Raw genomic sequence first — 17,691 nt, 5'->3', positions numbered from 1 at the left:
CCGCATGTCTGTGACGTTTCCGGGAAACCTTTGTTTGAGACGGCCTTGGTTCGCCCTCCAGTCCATCGCCGCAATTGCTTTTTTACGGCACCAGATTACAATAAATCACGTCTGACGACATCTTCATGACGCATCCATTCGCTTAGGAATCCGTCAAGAAATGAGGAGCGCTTCCGTATCATGCGTGGACATGATTGGTTCTGGTTGCACCCTGTCATCATTTGCGTGATTATCGCCGCGGTGGCCTACGCGATGTTTAACTTTGGCAGCGTAAAACGGCTCGTGGTCGGCAAGCCGATGCGGACGCGCGATCTCCGGGAGTCTCGAAATCTGCTGGTCTGGTGGATGGCGCTGCCCGTCCTGTCCGCGGACCTGTACTCATCGGTGGCCTACGGCCCCGAGGCGGGCATCACGGAGTTGGCCGGGCTCGGAGAACAGGCGAAGTGGCTGATCCTGCCCATCACGGCCATGACGGTTCTTCTGCTCATCATCCTCATCACGTCGTACATCATGGGCGTGATCGCCTACCCGAACGGCGGCGGCGCGTATGCCATCAGCAAGGACAACTTCCAGCGGTCGTGGGTGTCGCTGCTTGCAGCAAGTGCTCTGATGGTCGACTACGTGCTGACCGTCGCGGTGTCCGTATCTTCGGGCATTCAGAACCTGGCGTCGTCCTATCCGGTCCTGCAGGGGCATGAGACGTCGCTTTCGCTCTTGTGCGTGCTGATCATCCTGCTCGTCAACCTGCGGGGTATCTCGGAGTCTTCGAAGGTGTTCGCGTACCCGACGTACGTGTTCATGGCGTGCATGCTGATCCTGATCGGCGTCGGCTTCTGGAACGAGTTCCGACATGGTTTTGTTCAGCCGCACACGCCGCCGTTTGGGGTTGTGCCCCAGGGCTTGACGCTCATGCTGCTGCTCAAGGCGTTTAGCTCCGCTTGCTCCGCGCTGACGGGCGTCGAGACGATTTCGAACGCAGTCCCCATCTTTCGCGAGGGCAAGAACGGAGCCATCAAGGCCTACATCGCGCTGGGACTTGTCACGGGCGTCACGCTGCTTGGGTTCGCGTATCATCTCTACGTCAAGGGAATCAGTGTGAATCCGAATAACACGATGCTGTCTCAGCTCGCGGAGAGCTATTTTGGGCACGGCTTCATGTATCAATTCATCATGTGGAGCACGCTTGTTGTGCTCATTCTGGCCGCCAACTCGACGTTCACGGGCTTTCCTCAGGTGGCGGCTCTGCTTGCCACGGACGGCTTTTTGCCGCGAGCGCTTCGGCTGCGCGGGGACAGGCTCGGCTACTCGAACGGCATGATTGTGCTTGCCGCGCTCGCGTCGCTCTTGATCGAGATCTTCCACGCGCAGACCAATAACCTCATCCCGCTGTACGCCATCGGCGTGTTCGTCGCGTTCACCGTCGCTCAGCTGGGACTCATCAAACGCTGGATCCGGGTCAAGGGGCGCCTCTGGCGCCTCAAGGCAGGCGTGAACGCCTTCGGCGCATTCATTACGGCGCTCGTGTCCGTCATTTTTGCGGTGACCAAGTTCACGAGCGGTGCATGGATCGTGCTCGTGGTCATCCCGCTGATGATGTATCTTGCGCTCAAGGTTCACCGGCATTACCTGGACGTCGCGGATGAACTTCGCATTGATCTCAAGGTGGATAGGCCTCAACAGCATCGCATCGTCTCCGTCGTCTTGGTCTCGGGCATCCACCGCGTGGTGCTGGACACGATTTCGTTCGCCATGAGCTCGACGCCGAATGTGTTCGCGCTCTACATCGGATTTGACGATGAGTCGATTGAAAAGATGGAGGAGAAGTGGGAAGCGTGGGGCAACCCGTGTCGGCTCGTGACCGTCAAAAGCGAGTACCGTTCCCTGCTGCAGCCCCTGTCCAAATTCATCCGCCGTCTGGAGACCTATGAAGGCGGCAAGCCTGATCACATCCAGCTGTTCATCGCGCAATTCGTGCCGAAAAAATGGTGGCACAATCTGTTGCACAATCAGACGTCTCTTCTTATCCGCGCGTGGATGTTGCGGCATAAGGATGTCGTCGTGACCACCGTGCCGTACCACCTGAAGAAGTGAGATCGTGGGCCGCGCCCGTCGTGAGGCGGAAGCGGCCCACGTCGCTCATTGAGGGAAGAGGGATGGCATTTGATACGCAGGCGGACGTGGCGAGCGTTGCACAGCGTGATCGAGACGGATCGCACCGGCCTTCGCGTTCTCCCGGGCCTGCGCAACGGCGTCGGGATCCTCATTCCGCTGGTGTGTGGTCTGAACTCGGGCCATCTGCTGTCGGGCATCGGCGTGGCGGTCGGCGCGTTGGTCGCCGGATTCGCCGGGAATGCCGGAACGGCGCGCCGGCGCCTGCGCACGATGCTGTTTGCCGTCGCGTGGATGAGCGTCACCACCTTTGTCGGCGCCCTGGCGGGGCACCGCGCTTGGCTCATCGTGGTGATGGCGGCCCTGAGCGGCTGGCTGTCGGGGATGATGCTAGGGGTCAGCCAACCGAGCGGTCAGGTGGGTCTCCTTGCGACGAACGCCTTGATTCTCATCTCCACCAGTCCTCAATCGCTGTCCGGCGCCTTGTACCGCGCGGAGCTCGTCGCGTGCGGCGGCCTGCTTCAGACCGCGCTCATGTGGGCGGTCGATCTCGTCAGCCGGCAAAGCGCTGAGGCCCAATCCGTCTCGAAGGTCTACCGAAAACTCGCCGCGTTTGCCGCGTCTCCCTCGCGCCAGACCGATCTCGAACTGGCCACGTCGTTGGTCGAGGCGAACGACTTTCTCCGCGACTCCCTGATGCCGCGCCGGCGCCGTTCCCGACTCCATCGGCTGCTGGACGCGGGCGAACAGCTCCGGATGTACGTGGTGGCCATTGCCGAGATCGCCCGTGGACGATTCTACGCCCAGGAACTTGGCGACGCCCGATTCGCGGAGGAGATCCTGCGGCAGTGCGCGCCGCTCTTCTCAGCCCTGGGCGATCACGTCTGGTTGATGGCGCAAGGCGATCGGCGTTCGCAGCCGCTCATGTACATCCTGGAGCGGGCGTCGGAGGAGTTGACCGACTTGGCGCGATCCGCGCGAGGAGACGGGCGGAAGGAGCAGACGGCGGCGCACGTCCAGGCGATGGCCGCCTGCCTCATGAGCTTGCGGGACGATCTCGTCCAACCGGCGATTCTTCCCTTGCCAACGGAAGCACTCGAATCTCCCGTGCCCCGCATCAAGCAGGCTTGGCAGACGTTTTGCGGCCACTTGACATGGCAGTCCGCCACGTTTCGCCACGCGTTGCGCGCGGCGGTGGCGGTTGGGGCTGGCGAGGCCTTCGCCGTTCTCATGCGCTGGCCTCACGGGTACTGGGTGCCCTTGACGGCGAACATCATTTTGCGACCTGATTTCACGAGCACGTTCACTCGCGGCATTGCGCGCGTGATCGGAACGATGGGTGGCATCCTGTTGGCGACGCTCTTGATGGTGGCGGTTCCGGATCGAACTGGCATCTTCGCCAGCGCGTGTATCGTCGTCTTCGGATCGCTCATGTACATGTGGGTGACCTACAATTACGCCCTGTTCAGTTGCGCGCTGACCGCGCTGATGGTGGTTTTGCTGTCTCTGTTCGAGCGCCAGGCGCCCCTCCCCACGATGGCGGACCGCATGGTCGCGACGCTCGTCGGCAGCGCGCTTGCCATTGCCATCTACCTCATCTGGCCGACGTGGCAGCATCAACAGGTGCATCGCGTGCTTGCGCTCGCCGTCGAACGAGAGAGGGACTATTTTCGCGGCGTCCTGAAGATGCTGCGAGAGGGTGAAACGGCGTCGCCGCAGACCCTCGCGCGCGAGCGCCAGGCGGTGCGCGTGTCGAGGACCAATGCAGCGTCCGCCGTTCGCCAGGTGCTCGCGGAACCCGTCGCCCCACAGGTTCACGCCCACATGATGGTTGCCGTCCTCGTCGGGATGCACCGCTTTTCAGATACGCTCCTCTCGCTCGAGGCCTACACGTGGGAGGGCCGAGCGGCGCGGCCGCTGACGAGCGGCGAGGAAGAGATCGCGCTTTTCATCGATCGCGCCCTCGCCTCGTTGGCAGACGGGCTGCGAAACGGAACCGGTCAGATGGCCACCGGCATCTCGGGCGCGCGTCAGGATGCGGTCCGCAGCCACGTGGAGGCGTTAGAGGTCAACTGGCGGAAACTCGACGTGATCGCGCGGGCGATGGTGCGGCTGTACCACGTCCTTCACACCTTGGCGCGGCTCGTGCACGAAAAGGCCGGGGAGGAAGCGACGGACGCCAGGACGTCATCGTAGCGCTTTGATCGCTCTCACCGCTTCCTTTCGGTACAATAGGCCCGAGAGCGCTCGCCTGAATGAAGCTTCATGAACACAGGTGGGTATTCGTTCGTCTATACGCCGGAACGGATGACGCAGGGAGGGACAGCGTTGGATCGGAGACCTCAAAGGACCGCGCGCATGCACGATTCGAGGGACAAGCACAAGCCGCGGCGTCGCCGCGGATGGTTGGGCGTGATCGCCGCGACAGCGCTGTATGCCTTCGTTTCGTCTTCGCTGCTGGTCTTTCACGGACCCTTTCCCGCGTTGCGCAATTACGTGATCGACACGCTGGATGAAACGCGGCACGGTTACTTGCTTCGCCCGCTGTCGCTGTTCACGTTGCCCGAGTCGGTGATTGCGGATCACGCCTTGAGCGACAGCCTCGTGTCGGACACGCTTCCCATTTCGGACATCGTCAATCGGGACTTTCACAGCGCGGATAACGCCCTACATCTATACACGTATCACGGGAGTACATTCACGGCCTACATCCTCGTCGTGGACAACCCCAAGCTCGTGCGTGTGGCGGTGACGAAATACATCGGCGAGCGCGGGGAGACGGTGCCGCAGCTCGTCCAGGATGCCGGCGCGATCGCGGGCATCAATGGGGGAGCGTTCGCCGACAACAATCAGCAGGGCACGGGCGCCGAGCCGCTCGGCATTACCATCGTCAATGGGCGCGTGGTGACCGGCGCAAACAGTACCTCGAAATTTCCGGAGATCGGATTCACGAGCGGCGGCGAGATGATCGCAGGGGATTATTCCCTCGCGGATCTCGAGAAGCTCCACGTGACGCAGGCGCTCAGCTTCGGTCCCGTGCTCGTGTTGAACGGTCAGCCCGTAGAGGTGCCGGATCAAGGCCTGAATCCCAGGACCGCCATCGGCCAGACGGCCGACGGGAAAGTGATCATGGTGGTGACGGATGGGCGAGGGCAGTTTGGTCACCTGGGGGCGTCGATGTCCGATCTGACCGCCATCATGCTGCAATATCACGCCGTGATCGCGGCCGATTTGGACGGCGGATCGTCCACGACGATGGTGTACGACGGCCGCATGGTGAACACGCCGGTCGATCTCACGGGCGCCCGCAGCGTGGCCACCGCATTCGTCGTGATGCCGAACTGAGGAAACGAGGAGGGAAGTCGATGGGCCAGGTGGAGCTCAGGCCGAGGGGAAAGCGCGTGGGGCGGCGCTTCCTGGCGCTCGCCGCACTCTGCACGGCCTTGGAGACGCTGTTCTACGATCATCTGAATCACCTGCTGGTCTCGCAACAGGCAGCGTCGCAGCGTGAAATCGAGGCGGCGATGCATCGGAGGGCACAGGCGGAACTGCTGCAGCTCAAGCGCGAGTACACGGGCGTGACGGTCTCCCCAAACGGGCAATATGCGACCTATGTCACGTCTGACTCGACCGGTTGGGACGCTGTTCACGTGGTCCAACTCGACACGGGCGCTCAGGTGAGCGAGGCCACACATCTATATCCGGTGCAGTATGTGGATTGGCTGGGCAATTCGGAGGTCTTCGTCGGCGAAGAACGATCGCCCGGCAACCTGGAACTGAACACGTTCTATGTCTCGAACGGACTGCAGGCCGATGAGACCGCAGCGAGTGTTCCTGTCTTCTCCAATTTGTCGCCGGACGCGCGCATTGTGAAGGTGACGTATAGCACGGCGACGAACGACATCTTTGTGCTGATCGAGGCGGACGGATCGAGCGTCGTCTACCACGTGGGCACCATGGAGACCATTCAGCCCGTCACCGTGCCTCCCGGATATATCAAAAATATCGCCATGACCGAAACAGGCGACAATCTGTATCTGGAGATCAACCAGGGCGGCGAGTGGAACGTCGTCCGGCTCTATCAGACCAGCCAGACGAGCAGCTACACGCCTCAATTTGAAATGAACTGGCAACTGGTCAAATCGAACGCGGCCCTCATCGGCGTCGTCGGCAACACGCTCTATTACGGAACGGTCAACGCCAATGGCCTCGTCACGGCCGTGTACCGGCAAACGGCGAGCGGCGACGAGCTCGTCCGGCAACTCGCGCAGCCCGCGCTCGCAAGCGACATCGCCGTATCGTCTTCGGGAGCCATCGCGCTCAATCCGCCGGCCATGACGAACGTCGAGGTGTGATGAAAGCCGGGCCGGGTGGCCGCGAGCGGCAGCTCACCGGCGCACGGCCTGTATTTGAACTTTACATAATATCTATTATCGGACGTAATGAACAGCTCGAGGAGGGGATTCGTTCTCGCGGGCACCACCGCCATACTCGTCACCATCCACAGCCCTCCAAGCATCTCGGTCCACGACATCGTCTGCCTGCGCTCGACCCATCCGATGGCCGCGGCAAAGACCGGTTCAATCGTGAACGTCAGCGCGATTTGCGTCGGCGATAGGCGTTCCTGCGCCCAGCGCCGACATGGCGATCGCGGCCGCGGCAAATCGAAGCGACAGAAAGGCGTAGGGGTTCAGGACGGCTAGCGCCTGTTGGGTCAGCGTGAAGGTGGCGCCCCAGATGAGCGTCACGAAAACCAGGAGCGCCCGCGCCGCCCACACCTCCGAGATTCGGAGCATCCGCACGGTTCACCCTTCCTGGCGACGTAACCCCATGAGCCGAGTGATCAGATCTCTCAGTTCAAAGGTGAAATCTCAGAGGGAAAAGTGCTTCTACTTCTGCCTCTGCCCCTCCCTGTCCCGCTCCTTCGCGATCAGCTCCAAAATCCGCTGCGCGGTTTCCTCGATGGCGCGATCGGTCACGTCGATCAGCGGACATCCCAAATCGCGCACGATGGACTCGGCATACAGCAGCTCTTCCTCAATCCGCTTCCGGTCGGCGTATTGCGCCAACACCGGCAGCCCCATGTGCTTCAGCCGCTGGCTGCGGATCCGCATCATCTGTTCGACGCCCATCGTCAGGCCGACGATGCGCGATCGCGGCACCTGATACAGTTCCGCGGGCGGTTTGACCTCCGGTACGAGCGGCAGGTTGGCCACGCGCAGGCCCTTGTGGGCGAGAAAGATACTGACGGGTGTCTTGGACGTGCGCGACACACCGACGAGGACGACATCGGCCTGCAGCAGCGCCCGAGGATCGCGCCCGTCGTCCGCCTTGACCGCGAACTCGATGGCGTCGACGCGCCGGAAGTAGTCCTCGTTCAACACGTGCAGGAGCCCCGGCTTTTGCTTTGGATGATCGTGGAACGTGTCGATGAACGCCTGCATCATGGGACCCATGATGTCCACGACCCGCACGCCCAAGCGAATGCTCTCCATCTTCATCATCTCGCGAAGCTCGGGCTGGACGAGCGTGTATGCGATGAACCCTCCGGTTTGCTTCGCCGCCTCCACCACTTCGCGGATCTCGTCCTCGGTGCGCACCTGCGCGTAGCGCACGATTTTCACGCGGCGCATGTCGAACTGATGGATGACCGCGTGGACCACGGCCTCCGCCGTATCCCCCAGCGAATCGGAGCAGATGTAAATCGTGCGCGTGTCCTGAACGTTCGATTCGGTCATGACCAGTTGGTCCCCCATTCTGCCACCAGGCGCGCCAGCGTCGTCTTGGTGATCCGGCCCACCACAACCGGCGGTTGGCCCTCTTCGTTCGAGGGTTCGACGACAGGCAGGCTGTCGACCTTGTAATCGATCATGCGTTTCGCCGCGTCCACCACTCGGTCCTCCGGGGTGACCGTCTCGATGTGCGGGTATCGCGTCATGATCATGCCCACGGGGAGCGAGGTGGCGCTGGCATTTCCCAAGGTGAACTTCAGAAAATCTTTGCGAGAGACGACACCCTGCAGCCGTCCCTCCTCGTCCGCGACGATGAGCCCTCCCACGTCTTCCAAGAACATGGTGATCACGGCGTCGTGCACCGTCGTCGTTTCTCGGACAATCACCGGCAGGGACTGCACTTCACCGACACGGAGGTCGCGCCAAGGAACGGGCGTCGCAGGCTCCGGCGGATCCGCAAGAAAGTAGCCCACGCGCGGCTTGGCGTCCAACTGCCCGAGCATGACCAGCAACGAGAGATCGGAACGAATCGTGGGCCGACTGACGCCCAGCATTTCCGCAATCTGATCGCCCGTGATGGGCTGATGCATCCGCACAAGTCGAAGGATTTCCTTCTGGCGAGGTGTGAGTTCGATGGGCCTCTCCCCCAGCAAGAGGCGGCCAGACGGACCTGAATCCGCCTGGCCGCGAACGTGGTCGCTTCTGTCTGTATTGTACATCAAAACCCGCATCTCATCTTGTCTCCATTTGTCCCCCTGGGTGTCACCGCCATCAACCCGTCATGCGCCTGCGCACGGCCGCCTGAGCCGCCGCGATCCGCGCGACGGGAATCCGGAACGGCGAACAACTCACATAGTCGAGGCCAATCTCTTCGCAGAACGCGATGGAAGCCGGATCGCCCCCGTGTTCGCCGCACACGCCCGTCTTCAGATCGGGACGGCGCTTGCGGCCCGCTTCCACCGCCCACTGGATCAACTTGCCCACGCCCTCGGTGTCCAGCGTCTCAAACGGGTTGTAGGGCAGAATCTCGCGATCCAGGTACACGTTCAAGAACTTGCCTTCGGCGTCGTCCCGGCTGAACGCGAACGTCATCTGCGTCAAATCGTTGGTGCCAAACGAGAAGAATTGCGCGTCCTCCGCAATCTGGTCCGCCGTCAGGGCGGCTCGCGGCACCTCGATCATCGTGCCGATGCGGTACTCGATCTCGACGCCTTCCCGCTCCATCGTCCGCTTTGCGATTTCCTCCATGCGCTCCCGCAGGACGCGAAGCTCTTTCGGCGATCCGATGAGCGGCAGCATCACTTCCAGCTCCACCCCGATGCCTCGACGCTTCGCCTGCGCCGCCGCGGTGATGATGGCCTCCATCTGCATGTCGTAGATCTCGGGGTAGACGATGCCGAGTCGCGATCCCCGGAGTCCCATCATCGGGTTGGCTTCACGCAGGTAACGGGCTTGCCGGAGCAACTGTTCCGTCTCTGCGATCTCGTCCTCCGGTCCCCCCTGCGCGCGAAGCGCTTCAAGCCTCTCGGCCAGCTCCTCCTCCCTGGGCAGGAATTCATGCAGGGGCGGATCGAGCAGGCGAATGGTGACGGGCAGTCCGTCCATCGCCTCGAAAATGGCGGTGAAATCGGACACCTGAAGAGGCAGCAACTTCGAAAGGGCGGCTTGGCGCTCCGCCGAAGTGGTCGCCAAAATCATGCGCTGCACAAGAGGGACGCGGTCCGGCGAGAGGAACATGTGCTCCGTCCGGCATAGGCCAATCCCCTCCGCGCCGAATTCCCTCGCCCGCTTGGCGTCTTCCGGCGTATCCGCGTTCGCGCGCACCTTGAGGCGCCGCACCTCATCCGCGATGGTCAAAAGCTCTTTCAACTCTTCCGCCATTTTCGCTTCTTCCATCTGCGCTTCGCCGACGTACACCGTTCCGGTCCCGCCATCCACGGAGATGACGTCTCCCTCCTTGAGCACGACGCCGCCTGACTCGACTTGCCGCGCCTCGAAGTCGATATGGACGCCGTCGCAGCCACAGACCGCCGGCTTACCGATTCCGCGGGCCACGACCGCAGCGTGACTCGTCATTCCACCGTGAGTCGTCACGACGCCCTCCGCGGCCAGAACGCCGTGGATATCCTCCGGCGTCGTCTCCGGACGTACCAAGACCACCTTTTCGCCTCGCTGCGCCCATTCGACCGCCGTGTCCGCGTCCAACACGATGCGCCCGACGCTGGCGCCTGGAGACGCGGGCAACCCTTTTGCGAACACCTGCAGGGAGTCGGTGCCCTGAAGTCTCCGGTGCAAGAGCTGGCGCAAGTGTTGCGCGTCCACCCGCAGAAGGGCTTCTTCGGGCTGAATGAGTCCTTCGTGCAACATGTCGATGGCGATGCGGACAGCTGCCTGCGCCGTGCGCTTGCCGCTCCGCGTCTGCAGCACAAACAGCTTGCCGCGCTCGACCGTGAATTCGACGTCCTGCATATCGCGGAAACGCGTCTCCAGCTGTTTGGCGAGCGCGACGAGCGACTCGTACACGTGCGGCATGGTGTGGGCGAGATCCGCGATGGGCTGAGGCGTGCGAATGCCGGCCACCACGTCTTCACCCTGTGCGTTGGCGAGAAATTCGCCAAACAGGACGGGCTCTCCCGTGGACGGATGGCGCGTGAAGATCACGCCTGTGCCGCTGTCCTCCCCCATGTTGCCGAACACCATGGCCTGGACGTTGACCGCAGTGCCCAGCGTTTCGGGGATGCCGTGCGCCTTCCGATACACGATGGCGCGCGGGCTGTTCCACGAGCGAAAGACAGCTTCGATGGCGAGTTCTAACTGCACATTGACATCCTGCGGAAACGGCTGACCCACGTGCTCGGCGAACAATTTCAGGCAGGTTGCGACGAGTTCCTTCCACGCGTCCGCGGGAAGGTCGCGATCGCGCTCGACGCCATGCTTGGCCTTCGCGGCGCGCAGCGCGTGCTCAAACGGTTCGATGGGCACGTTGAAGACGACGTTGGCAAACATCTGGATGAGGCGGCGATAGGAATCGTAGGCGAACGCCGGGTCCTGCGATTGATTGGCAAGCGCTCGCACGGTCAGATCGTTCAGGCCCAAATTCAAGATGGTGTCCATCATGCCCGGCATCGAGACGGGCGCTCCAGAGCGCACAGAGACCAACAGCGGCTGAAACGCGTCGCCGAACCGCTTCCCGGCTGTCCGCTCGAGCCGAAGAATGGCGAGTCCCACTTCGTCCAACAGCCCTTCGGGCAGCTTTCCGCCTCGCGCCCAGTAGGCGTTGCAAGCTTCCGTCGTAATCGTGAAGCCAGGCGGTACGGGAAATCCCCACTGCACCATCTGGGCCAGGTTCGCGCCTTTTCCGCCCAGAAGGCTCCGGTTCTTCGGATCCGCTTGATCAAAGGCGTAGACCCACCGGGTCGTGAGCGCCTGATTGCGCTCGACATTCTGCACCTGCGCCATGCTGCATCCCCCTTGTCACGGCCTCTTCTGTCGTTCGGCCGGCGAAGCGCTTCCACACGGCGGAGCGCCCTGCCGCGAGATCGCAATCTGACATCTTGAATCGAATTCTCCGTACTTCGTTCATACCACATCTCGAATTATGACGCAACAATTTTGCTGAAACAGTTGACGAATTGCAGATTATGATGTCATAATTCTGTTGAAGGTGAGTCTGCGATGTTGAATGGCCCGTCGCCGTGTGCAGCGCGCGAATTCCGCGCCACGCAGGCCGATCGCGGCCACCGGAGTGATCAAGGAGGGATCGCCGATGGATCGGGAGCTCGCTCTCGAACTCGTTCGCGTCACGGAAGCTGCTGCGCTTGCGGCCAGCAGGTGGGTCGGCCGAGGTGATGCGGACGGCGCGGACGGTGCCGCCACGGAGGCGATGCGCAATATGTTTCGCACCGTGGACATCCGCGGCGTCGTGGTCATTGGCGAAGGCGAGATGGATGAGGCGCCCATGCTCGCTCAGGGAGAAGAGGTCGGTACAGGACGCGGGCCGCGCGTGGACGTGGCGGTTGATCCCATCGAAGGCACGTCCATGGTCGCGAAGATGTTGCCCAACGCCCTATCGGTCGCGGCCATCGCCCCACGAGGACATCTGTTGAAGGCCCCGGACATGTATATGGAGAAGTTGGCGTGCGGCCCTCGCCTGCGCGGCGTCTTGTCCCTCGACGATCCGCTGGAGACGACGTTGCGAAAAGCGGCCGAAGCGCTCGGCAAGCCTCTTTCCGAGCTGTCCGTAGCCATGCTCGAGCGAGATCGCCACAAGGCCCATCTCGACGTGGCTCGGCGCCTCGGCGTACGGGTGAAGTTGCTGAACGCGGGCGACGTGCTCGCGGCCATCGCGACGGCGTTGCCCCGCGGCGGCACCGACCTGTACGTCGGCTCCGGCGGTGCACCGGAAGGCGTGCTCGCGGCGGTGGCTCTGCGCTGCTTGGGCGGCGACTTTCAGGGCCGGTTGATGCCGCAGACTCCCGAGCAGCGCGAGCGCTGCCAACAACTCGGCCTCGATGTGGCCAAAACCCTCACGGTGTCCGATCTCGCCGGCGAGGACGATGCCATCTTCGCGGCGACGGGCATCACCGACGGGGATTGGCTCGAGGGCGTGCGGCGCGAAGGCGATTATCTGCACACGCATTCGGTCGTCATGCGGGTTCGCACGGGCACGGTCCGCCACGTCAACGCGATTCATTATCGGCCGCTCGAGCTGCGGCTCGCGCAGACGGTGTGACCTGCCGAGGTTGTGTTGATGCTTCATCCTCTCCACACGTTCCCAACTGGAAAGGCCGCCTCCAGGGCGGCCTTCTTTTTATTCGTGCGAGAAGTCGGGCGACGAGCCGCCCCCTCCTCCTCGATTTGCGTTGGTTCGGAGAAACTTCGTCCGATTTCACCCGCCGTGAGCGTCGGCCAGGGTTTGCAACCAGGACCGAGCGTCTCGAGGTCGATCCGACAGCGATTCGTGCACTTTCGCAACTTGAACGAGACGCCGATATCCGCCTTCCGCCACCATGGGTTCCATCCCGAGCGTGCGCAGCGTGTCCGCAGCCTCCCCGAGTTCATGCGCCCTTCGCGTCGCGTGCTCGAGATTGCGCTCCACAAGGTACAGGGCGAGATCCCGCAGGCGGTGATCTGGAAACGAGGCATCCAGTGAATCGAGGACGCGATCGGCCAACCCCATGCGCTCCGCGGCCGCGAGCGATTCCAGGAACAGGGCTTCGAGCCCTTTCAAGACGAGGGAGCGACACATTTTCAGGAGAGCGGCCTGCCCCACCTCACCCTCCAACACCTCGATGCGGCAACCGTATGGCGCGAACCGCTCCTGAAAGGCGGAAGCCCCGTCGCCGTCCACCACGAGCGGGACGCGGTGCCCGTGAGGCTTGACGGCGGACATGACGGCCACAGCAGCATACCGCGCCGACGGCTGAGCGCGGTGGATGATGTCGCCGATCTCGCGCTTCACCGCCGGCGAACACGAGTTGAAATCGGCGTACAGCGCCCCTTCCTTCAGGTGCGGAGCAGCCTCCGATGCCACCGCGATGGCGGCTTGCGCAGTCACCAAGGAAAAAAGCACGTCACATTCCGCTGCGACCTCGGCGATGGAGCGCCCGCACGCGATGCCAAGCGCCTCGGCCTGTGGTCTCCACCTGTCCGCGGGAGCCGCATCGTACGCCACGATGTCGTTCACGCCCGCGGCCCGAAGGCCAGAGGCGATGGCTCGCGCAGCTTCACCGAATCCAATCAACCCGAGTTTCACGCCGCTTCCCCCTCGTCCGTATTCACACCCACGTCACGCCGAGCGCCCGCAGCTTGTCCCGGAGGCCGTAGATGTCGAGGCCGAGTTCGCCCGCTGCAAGTCGCGCCCGGGTCGCTTCTTCCTTGGCCACTCGCTCCTCCGCTCGGCTCGCCACCTCGTCGGCCCGCTCCTTGGGCACGCACACGACGCCGTCCATATCCGCGACGATCACGTCCCCAGGCCGCACGGTCACCCCGGCGCACACGATCGGCACATTCACCGACCCCGGTGTCGCCTTGACCGTGCCCTGCGCCGAGATGGCCCGCGACCAGACGGGGAACTCCATCTTCTCGAGTTCCGCCACATCCCTGACCCCGGCTTCGATCACGAGTCCTGCCACACCGCGAGCCTTGAGCGATGTGGCGAGCAGCTCGCCGAACATCCCGTCGGTGCAGGGCGAGGTGGTGGTCACGACCAACACGTCGCCCGGTCTGCATACCTCCACGCTCGCGTGGATCATCAGGTTGTCTCCGGGGTGGCACAGGACGGTGACGGCGGTCCCAAAGGCATGTGCCCCTCGGTAGATAGGCCGCATGTACGGGAGCATCAGCCCTTCACGCCCCATCGCCTCATGCAACGTCGCCACGGAATAGCGCCCCAGGCGCTCGACACTCGAACGATCCGGCCGCTCGATGTTCGTCACAACCACAGGCTTCACACGAATTCACCTCCGACCGAAGGAAACACGCGCTGATAGGCTTCCGCGTACACGATCGGCTGTCCGGAGTTTCGTCCGGCCTGAACGCCGCGGCGCTTCGCCACATCCGTGTAATACGCCCAGAGATGTTCCTGGGCCTGCATGCACTCCATGGCCTGTCGCTTCTTTTCGAAGACAGGCGTGATATCCAACAAGAGATCGATGCGGAACTGGCATTGCTCGGGCTGATGGGGTTCAAACGAATACAATTGCGGCGCGCCGATCGGCGGGTGTTCAGACGGATACCCGTGCGCCTGCGCCAGAATCCTCGCTTCCCGGACGAGTTCTGCGGTCTGCGGATGGTCGGCGTTGTACGGGTCGATGAAGGTATGGGAAAGGATGATGTCCGGGCGATGCTGGCGAAACTCCTGAACGAGGGCATCCCGCAACTCGGGCGTGACGTCGATGGGATAATCTCCTACATCGAAGAAACGAATCTCGGCACCCAGGATCTCGGCCGCGCGTTCAGCCTCCTCGCGCCGAATCCGCTTGATCTCCTCGAGCGACTTGCCCGCCTTCCACAGGCTCGCGGATTCCCCCCGTTCGCCGTAGCTCAGGCAGAGCACCCGCACCTTCCAACCGCGGCTGCTGTACAACGCGATGGCGCCGCCCGCGCGCCATACAAAGTCGGCGGCGTGCGCGCTCACGACCATCAAGGTTCCTGTGCTTTGCATGACGTACCGACTCCTTTCACCGTTTGGGGTTTACTTTCCAATCAATTTGCGCGGGTTATCCACCCACATCGTCCGCAGGTCCTGAGGTGAAAAACCTGCGTCGAGCAGACGCGCCGTGAAGTCCACGATCCCGTCCACCACGCCCGGGTTGGATTTCTGGCCGAGATCGGTCGAAAGAAGCGTGCGCTCAGGCCCCACGGCGCGGATGGCCTCGTAGAGCACTTCCCAATCGCACTTCTGCGTGTAAAACGTGGTGTAGCAATGTTCGATCATCGCGCCGAGATCGGCCAGCTTGACCTGATCCTCGATGGAGAGCGCTTCGGACGGAAACAGCGCGTGCGTCACGATGACCTTGTTCACGCCCTGTGTGCGGGCTTGTTCGACCACGGCAAAAATCTCGTCCCGCCCAAGATGGCCTGTCGCGAGCGCCATGTCGTATCGGCGCACGCGTTCTAGGCACTGGACGAGATCGGAACGAACATTTCCGCCTTGGTCGAAGACGGAGATGAGCTCCAGGCCAATGCCTTCTGCCCGCACCTCCGATTGAATGCGGGCCCAAAACGGCAGGTGAGATTGGCCGCGCGCCGCCTGCTTCTCCGGGCTCTCGTTGGCGGCATCGACGGTCGGCAGCCAGACGATACGCGCGCCGGCGCGCCCGGCGATGTCCACGGCCACGGGATTCAGCCCTCCCACCGCGTGGTTCAGCACGACAGCGCCCACCACATCGACGCCGGGGACGACGGCGGACACCACCTTCGCCCGTTCAATGGTGGGAAAATAGTGCGATTTCAGCGCAAACCCGGACCAGCCCAGTTCCCGGAATTGATGGGCGAGCGACACGTCGTCGATGCTCCGCTCCACCAGATCTGGCCACACGTGCACGTGCAGGTCGTACATCCCGGCCAGGAGGGAGACGATGTCTTGCCGTTGTCCCATATCACTCCGACCTTTCGATCAAAATGGACTCCAAGATCATCAGACAAAATCGGCAGCAACGAGGCGCAGGCAAATGCGCAGACGTCCATGCGACGGCGCTAAAAGCCGGATCGCATGCCGCGGAGCGTATCGCAGACGTGGCTCAGGTGAACCCGCATGGCCTGTTCGGCGCCATCGGGATCGCGCCTGCGAATGGCGTCCACAATCTTCTCGTGCTCGTTCATCGACGCAGCCGACCGGTTCGGCGCCAGGATGGTCCGGTACTGATACCGAACGCTCTGGGAGTTGAGCGTGTCGAGCAGGCGCCTGGCGGTGTGATGGCGCGAGATCTCGGCGATGGTGCGGTGCAGCTTCGCATTCCCGTCCGAATACGAAAGGAGATCATTCTCCTCGTACTGGCGCCGCATCCAGGCAATGTGTTCTTCCAAGCGCCGCAGTTCTTCATCCGTTGCGCGGAGGGCCGCGTACCGGGCGATGAGGCATTCGAGCGCCATCCTGACCTCGAGAATCTCCACGGCTTCCTCATGGGAAACGTGCCGCACGCGCGCTCCGCGATACCGCTCGCGTTCCACGAGCCCTTCCTGCTCCAGACGGGCGAGCACCGTGCGGACGGTCGCGCGGCTCGCGCCGAGCCAGCGCGCGAGATCCATTTCGACGAGGCGCTGTGACGGCATGAGGGTGCCGTCGATGATGGCGTCGCGCAGGCGCCGATAGCACTCTTCTTCAGTGTAACCTTGGCTTGAGACTTCCACTAAGGCACCGCCTTCCGGTCGACTTGTCACCTGGAACAGTTATACCACAGGCGTGCCATAGTGGTGAAAGCTCTCCACGGTCTTGTTGCCCCAGGCTTGCCCCCTGGCCCGCTCGGCTTCCGTCCATGTAATGGGCTTCCAATCCGGTGCGAGGACCAAGTAACCCCCGGCGCATACCTCGATCCGGTTCCCGCCCGGCTCATAGACGTAGACGAAGTAGGTCTGGTTGATGGCGTGTTTGCTGGGCGCAAATTCAATGAACACGCCGTGATCGATGAACAAGTCCGCCGCTCGCCAGATGGACTCGTTGGTGTCCACGCGAAATGCGATGTGGTGCAAGCGGCCTTTCGCGCCCGTGGCGTCCAAGGTGTAGACGACATCGTACGACTTGTTCATCGCGCGATACCACACACCTGGCCTCTTGCCGTTGTCGAGCCGAATCTGCTCCGTGAGTTTGAGTCCGAGCACCGACTCGACAAAATCGCCGTCCCGTTCGGCATCGGATGACAGAAAGTTGATGTGATCCAGCGTCTTCACCCCGACCCCTCGGCCCGTGAACTTCTGGGGCTGATTCTTCAGGCAGGGGCGGAGGTGTTCGGGCGGCTCATAGTAGGAGGTCTCGTAGTACAGCTCGTACAGGTGACCATCCGGGCCGCGAAATTGGTAGCCAGGCCCATGTCCCAGATTTCCGTCCACCCACGCGCCATCCACGCCGGCTGCGGTGAGCGCTTCCACTCGGCGCTCCAGCGCAGCCTGGCTTGTCGTGCGAAGCGCCGTCTGACCCACGCCGGCTCGCGGGGATTCGGTTAGGATGAGCGAGTACATCTCGTAATCGCCCATGCATCGGAGATAGATGGATTGGTGCTCGCGGGCGACTTCTTCCATGCCCAGGATGTCATGAAAGAACGCGTAACTCTCCTCGAGCACAGGCGTCAACAGCTCCACATGCCCGAGATGGGCGATGTCGTAACAGGGTTCGACGGTCAAAACAGGTCCC

15 protein-coding genes are annotated in these 17,691 nt (G+C 62.6%); 5 read left to right on the top strand and 10 right to left on the bottom strand.

The annotated features are described in order from the left end of the window. Window positions 1–180 precede the first annotated feature (180 nt). From J3481_RS00555 to J3481_RS00540, 4 genes are all read left to right on the top strand, one after another. Window positions 181–2,091, top strand: coding sequence for an APC family permease (locus J3481_RS00555; protein ID WP_206830483.1), 1,911 nt, complete (start codon window positions 181–183; stop codon window positions 2,089–2,091). Between the two features lie 69 nt (window positions 2,092–2,160). Then, window positions 2,161–4,305 carry an FUSC family protein gene (locus J3481_RS00550; RefSeq protein ID WP_206830482.1) on the top strand — a complete coding sequence of 715 codons (2,145 nt, stop codon included), beginning with the start codon at window positions 2,161–2,163 and terminating at the stop codon, window positions 4,303–4,305. Between the two features lie 132 nt (window positions 4,306–4,437). Continuing rightward, on the top strand, window positions 4,438–5,454 hold the full coding sequence (locus tag J3481_RS00545; RefSeq protein ID WP_206830481.1) for a phosphodiester glycosidase family protein: 1,017 nt from the start codon (window positions 4,438–4,440) through the stop codon (window positions 5,452–5,454). A 20-nt stretch (window positions 5,455–5,474) separates the two neighbouring features. Beyond that, complete coding sequence (locus J3481_RS00540; protein ID WP_206830480.1) at window positions 5,475–6,464, top strand: hypothetical protein; 990 nt, start codon at window positions 5,475–5,477, stop codon at window positions 6,462–6,464. Between the two features lie 225 nt (window positions 6,465–6,689). On the opposite strand, the gene J3481_RS00535 is transcribed toward J3481_RS00540, so the two are convergent. The 4 genes from J3481_RS00535 to ppdK all read right to left on the bottom strand — a co-directional run bounded on the left by J3481_RS00535 (window position 6,690) and on the right by ppdK (window position 11,300). Next, complete coding sequence (locus tag J3481_RS00535; RefSeq protein ID WP_206830479.1) at window positions 6,690–6,911, bottom strand: EamA family transporter; 222 nt, start codon at window positions 6,909–6,911, stop codon at window positions 6,690–6,692. Window positions 6,912–6,998: 87 nt separating this feature from the next. After that, window positions 6,999–7,865: a pyruvate, water dikinase regulatory protein gene (locus tag J3481_RS00530; RefSeq protein ID WP_206830478.1), complete on the bottom strand. Its 867-nt coding sequence runs from the start codon at window positions 7,863–7,865 to the stop codon at window positions 6,999–7,001. Continuing rightward, complete coding sequence (locus J3481_RS00525; protein WP_236010922.1) at window positions 7,844–8,572, bottom strand: helix-turn-helix transcriptional regulator; 729 nt, start codon at window positions 8,570–8,572, stop codon at window positions 7,844–7,846. Before J3481_RS00525 ends, J3481_RS00530 begins: the two co-directional genes overlap by 22 nt. 40 nt (window positions 8,573–8,612) lie before the next feature. Then, window positions 8,613–11,300 (bottom strand): pyruvate, phosphate dikinase, encoded by a 2,688-nt coding sequence (gene ppdK / locus J3481_RS00520; RefSeq protein ID WP_206830477.1) that lies wholly within the window; start codon window positions 11,298–11,300, stop codon window positions 8,613–8,615. A gap of 307 nt (window positions 11,301–11,607) precedes the next feature. On the opposite strand from ppdK, the gene glpX reads away from it, so the two are divergent. Beyond that, entirely contained in the window at window positions 11,608–12,573 is a 966-nt protein-coding gene (gene glpX / locus J3481_RS00515) for a class II fructose-bisphosphatase (protein ID WP_206830476.1), read from the top strand. Window positions 12,574–12,729: 156 nt separating this feature from the next. Here glpX and J3481_RS00510 read toward each other — a convergent pair whose 3' ends face one another. The 6 genes from J3481_RS00510 to J3481_RS00485 form a co-directional block, all read right to left on the bottom strand. Then, a complete protein-coding gene (locus tag J3481_RS00510; protein ID WP_206830475.1) occupies window positions 12,730–13,596 on the bottom strand; it encodes an NAD(P)-dependent oxidoreductase in 867 nt (288 codons plus the stop codon). 22 nt (window positions 13,597–13,618) lie between these two features. Then, window positions 13,619–14,293 carry a 4-carboxy-4-hydroxy-2-oxoadipate aldolase/oxaloacetate decarboxylase gene (locus J3481_RS00505; RefSeq protein ID WP_206830474.1) on the bottom strand — a complete coding sequence of 225 codons (675 nt, stop codon included), beginning with the start codon at window positions 14,291–14,293 and terminating at the stop codon, window positions 13,619–13,621. Next, the gene (locus tag J3481_RS00500; protein ID WP_206830473.1) at window positions 14,290–15,006 is read right to left on the bottom strand and encodes a PIG-L deacetylase family protein; all 717 of its coding nucleotides are present in this window, start codon (window positions 15,004–15,006) and stop codon (window positions 14,290–14,292) included. Before J3481_RS00500 ends, J3481_RS00505 begins: the two co-directional genes overlap by 4 nt. 30 nt (window positions 15,007–15,036) lie before the next feature. Beyond that, a complete protein-coding gene (locus J3481_RS00495) occupies window positions 15,037–15,942 on the bottom strand; it encodes a DUF6282 family protein (protein ID WP_206830472.1) in 906 nt (301 codons plus the stop codon). A 98-nt stretch (window positions 15,943–16,040) separates the two neighbouring features. Then, window positions 16,041–16,694: a GntR family transcriptional regulator gene (locus J3481_RS00490; RefSeq protein ID WP_206830471.1), complete on the bottom strand. Its 654-nt coding sequence runs from the start codon at window positions 16,692–16,694 to the stop codon at window positions 16,041–16,043. A gap of 39 nt (window positions 16,695–16,733) precedes the next feature. Further along, on the bottom strand, window positions 16,734–17,681 hold the full coding sequence (locus J3481_RS00485) for a VOC family protein (RefSeq protein WP_206830470.1): 948 nt from the start codon (window positions 17,679–17,681) through the stop codon (window positions 16,734–16,736). Window positions 17,682–17,691 lie beyond the last annotated feature (10 nt).

The organism is Alicyclobacillus fructus (assembly GCF_017329605.1).
GTDB classification, from domain to species: Bacteria; Bacillota; Bacilli; order Alicyclobacillales; family Alicyclobacillaceae; genus Alicyclobacillus; species Alicyclobacillus fructus.
This window is presented reverse-complemented; position numbering and strand designations above follow the sequence as displayed.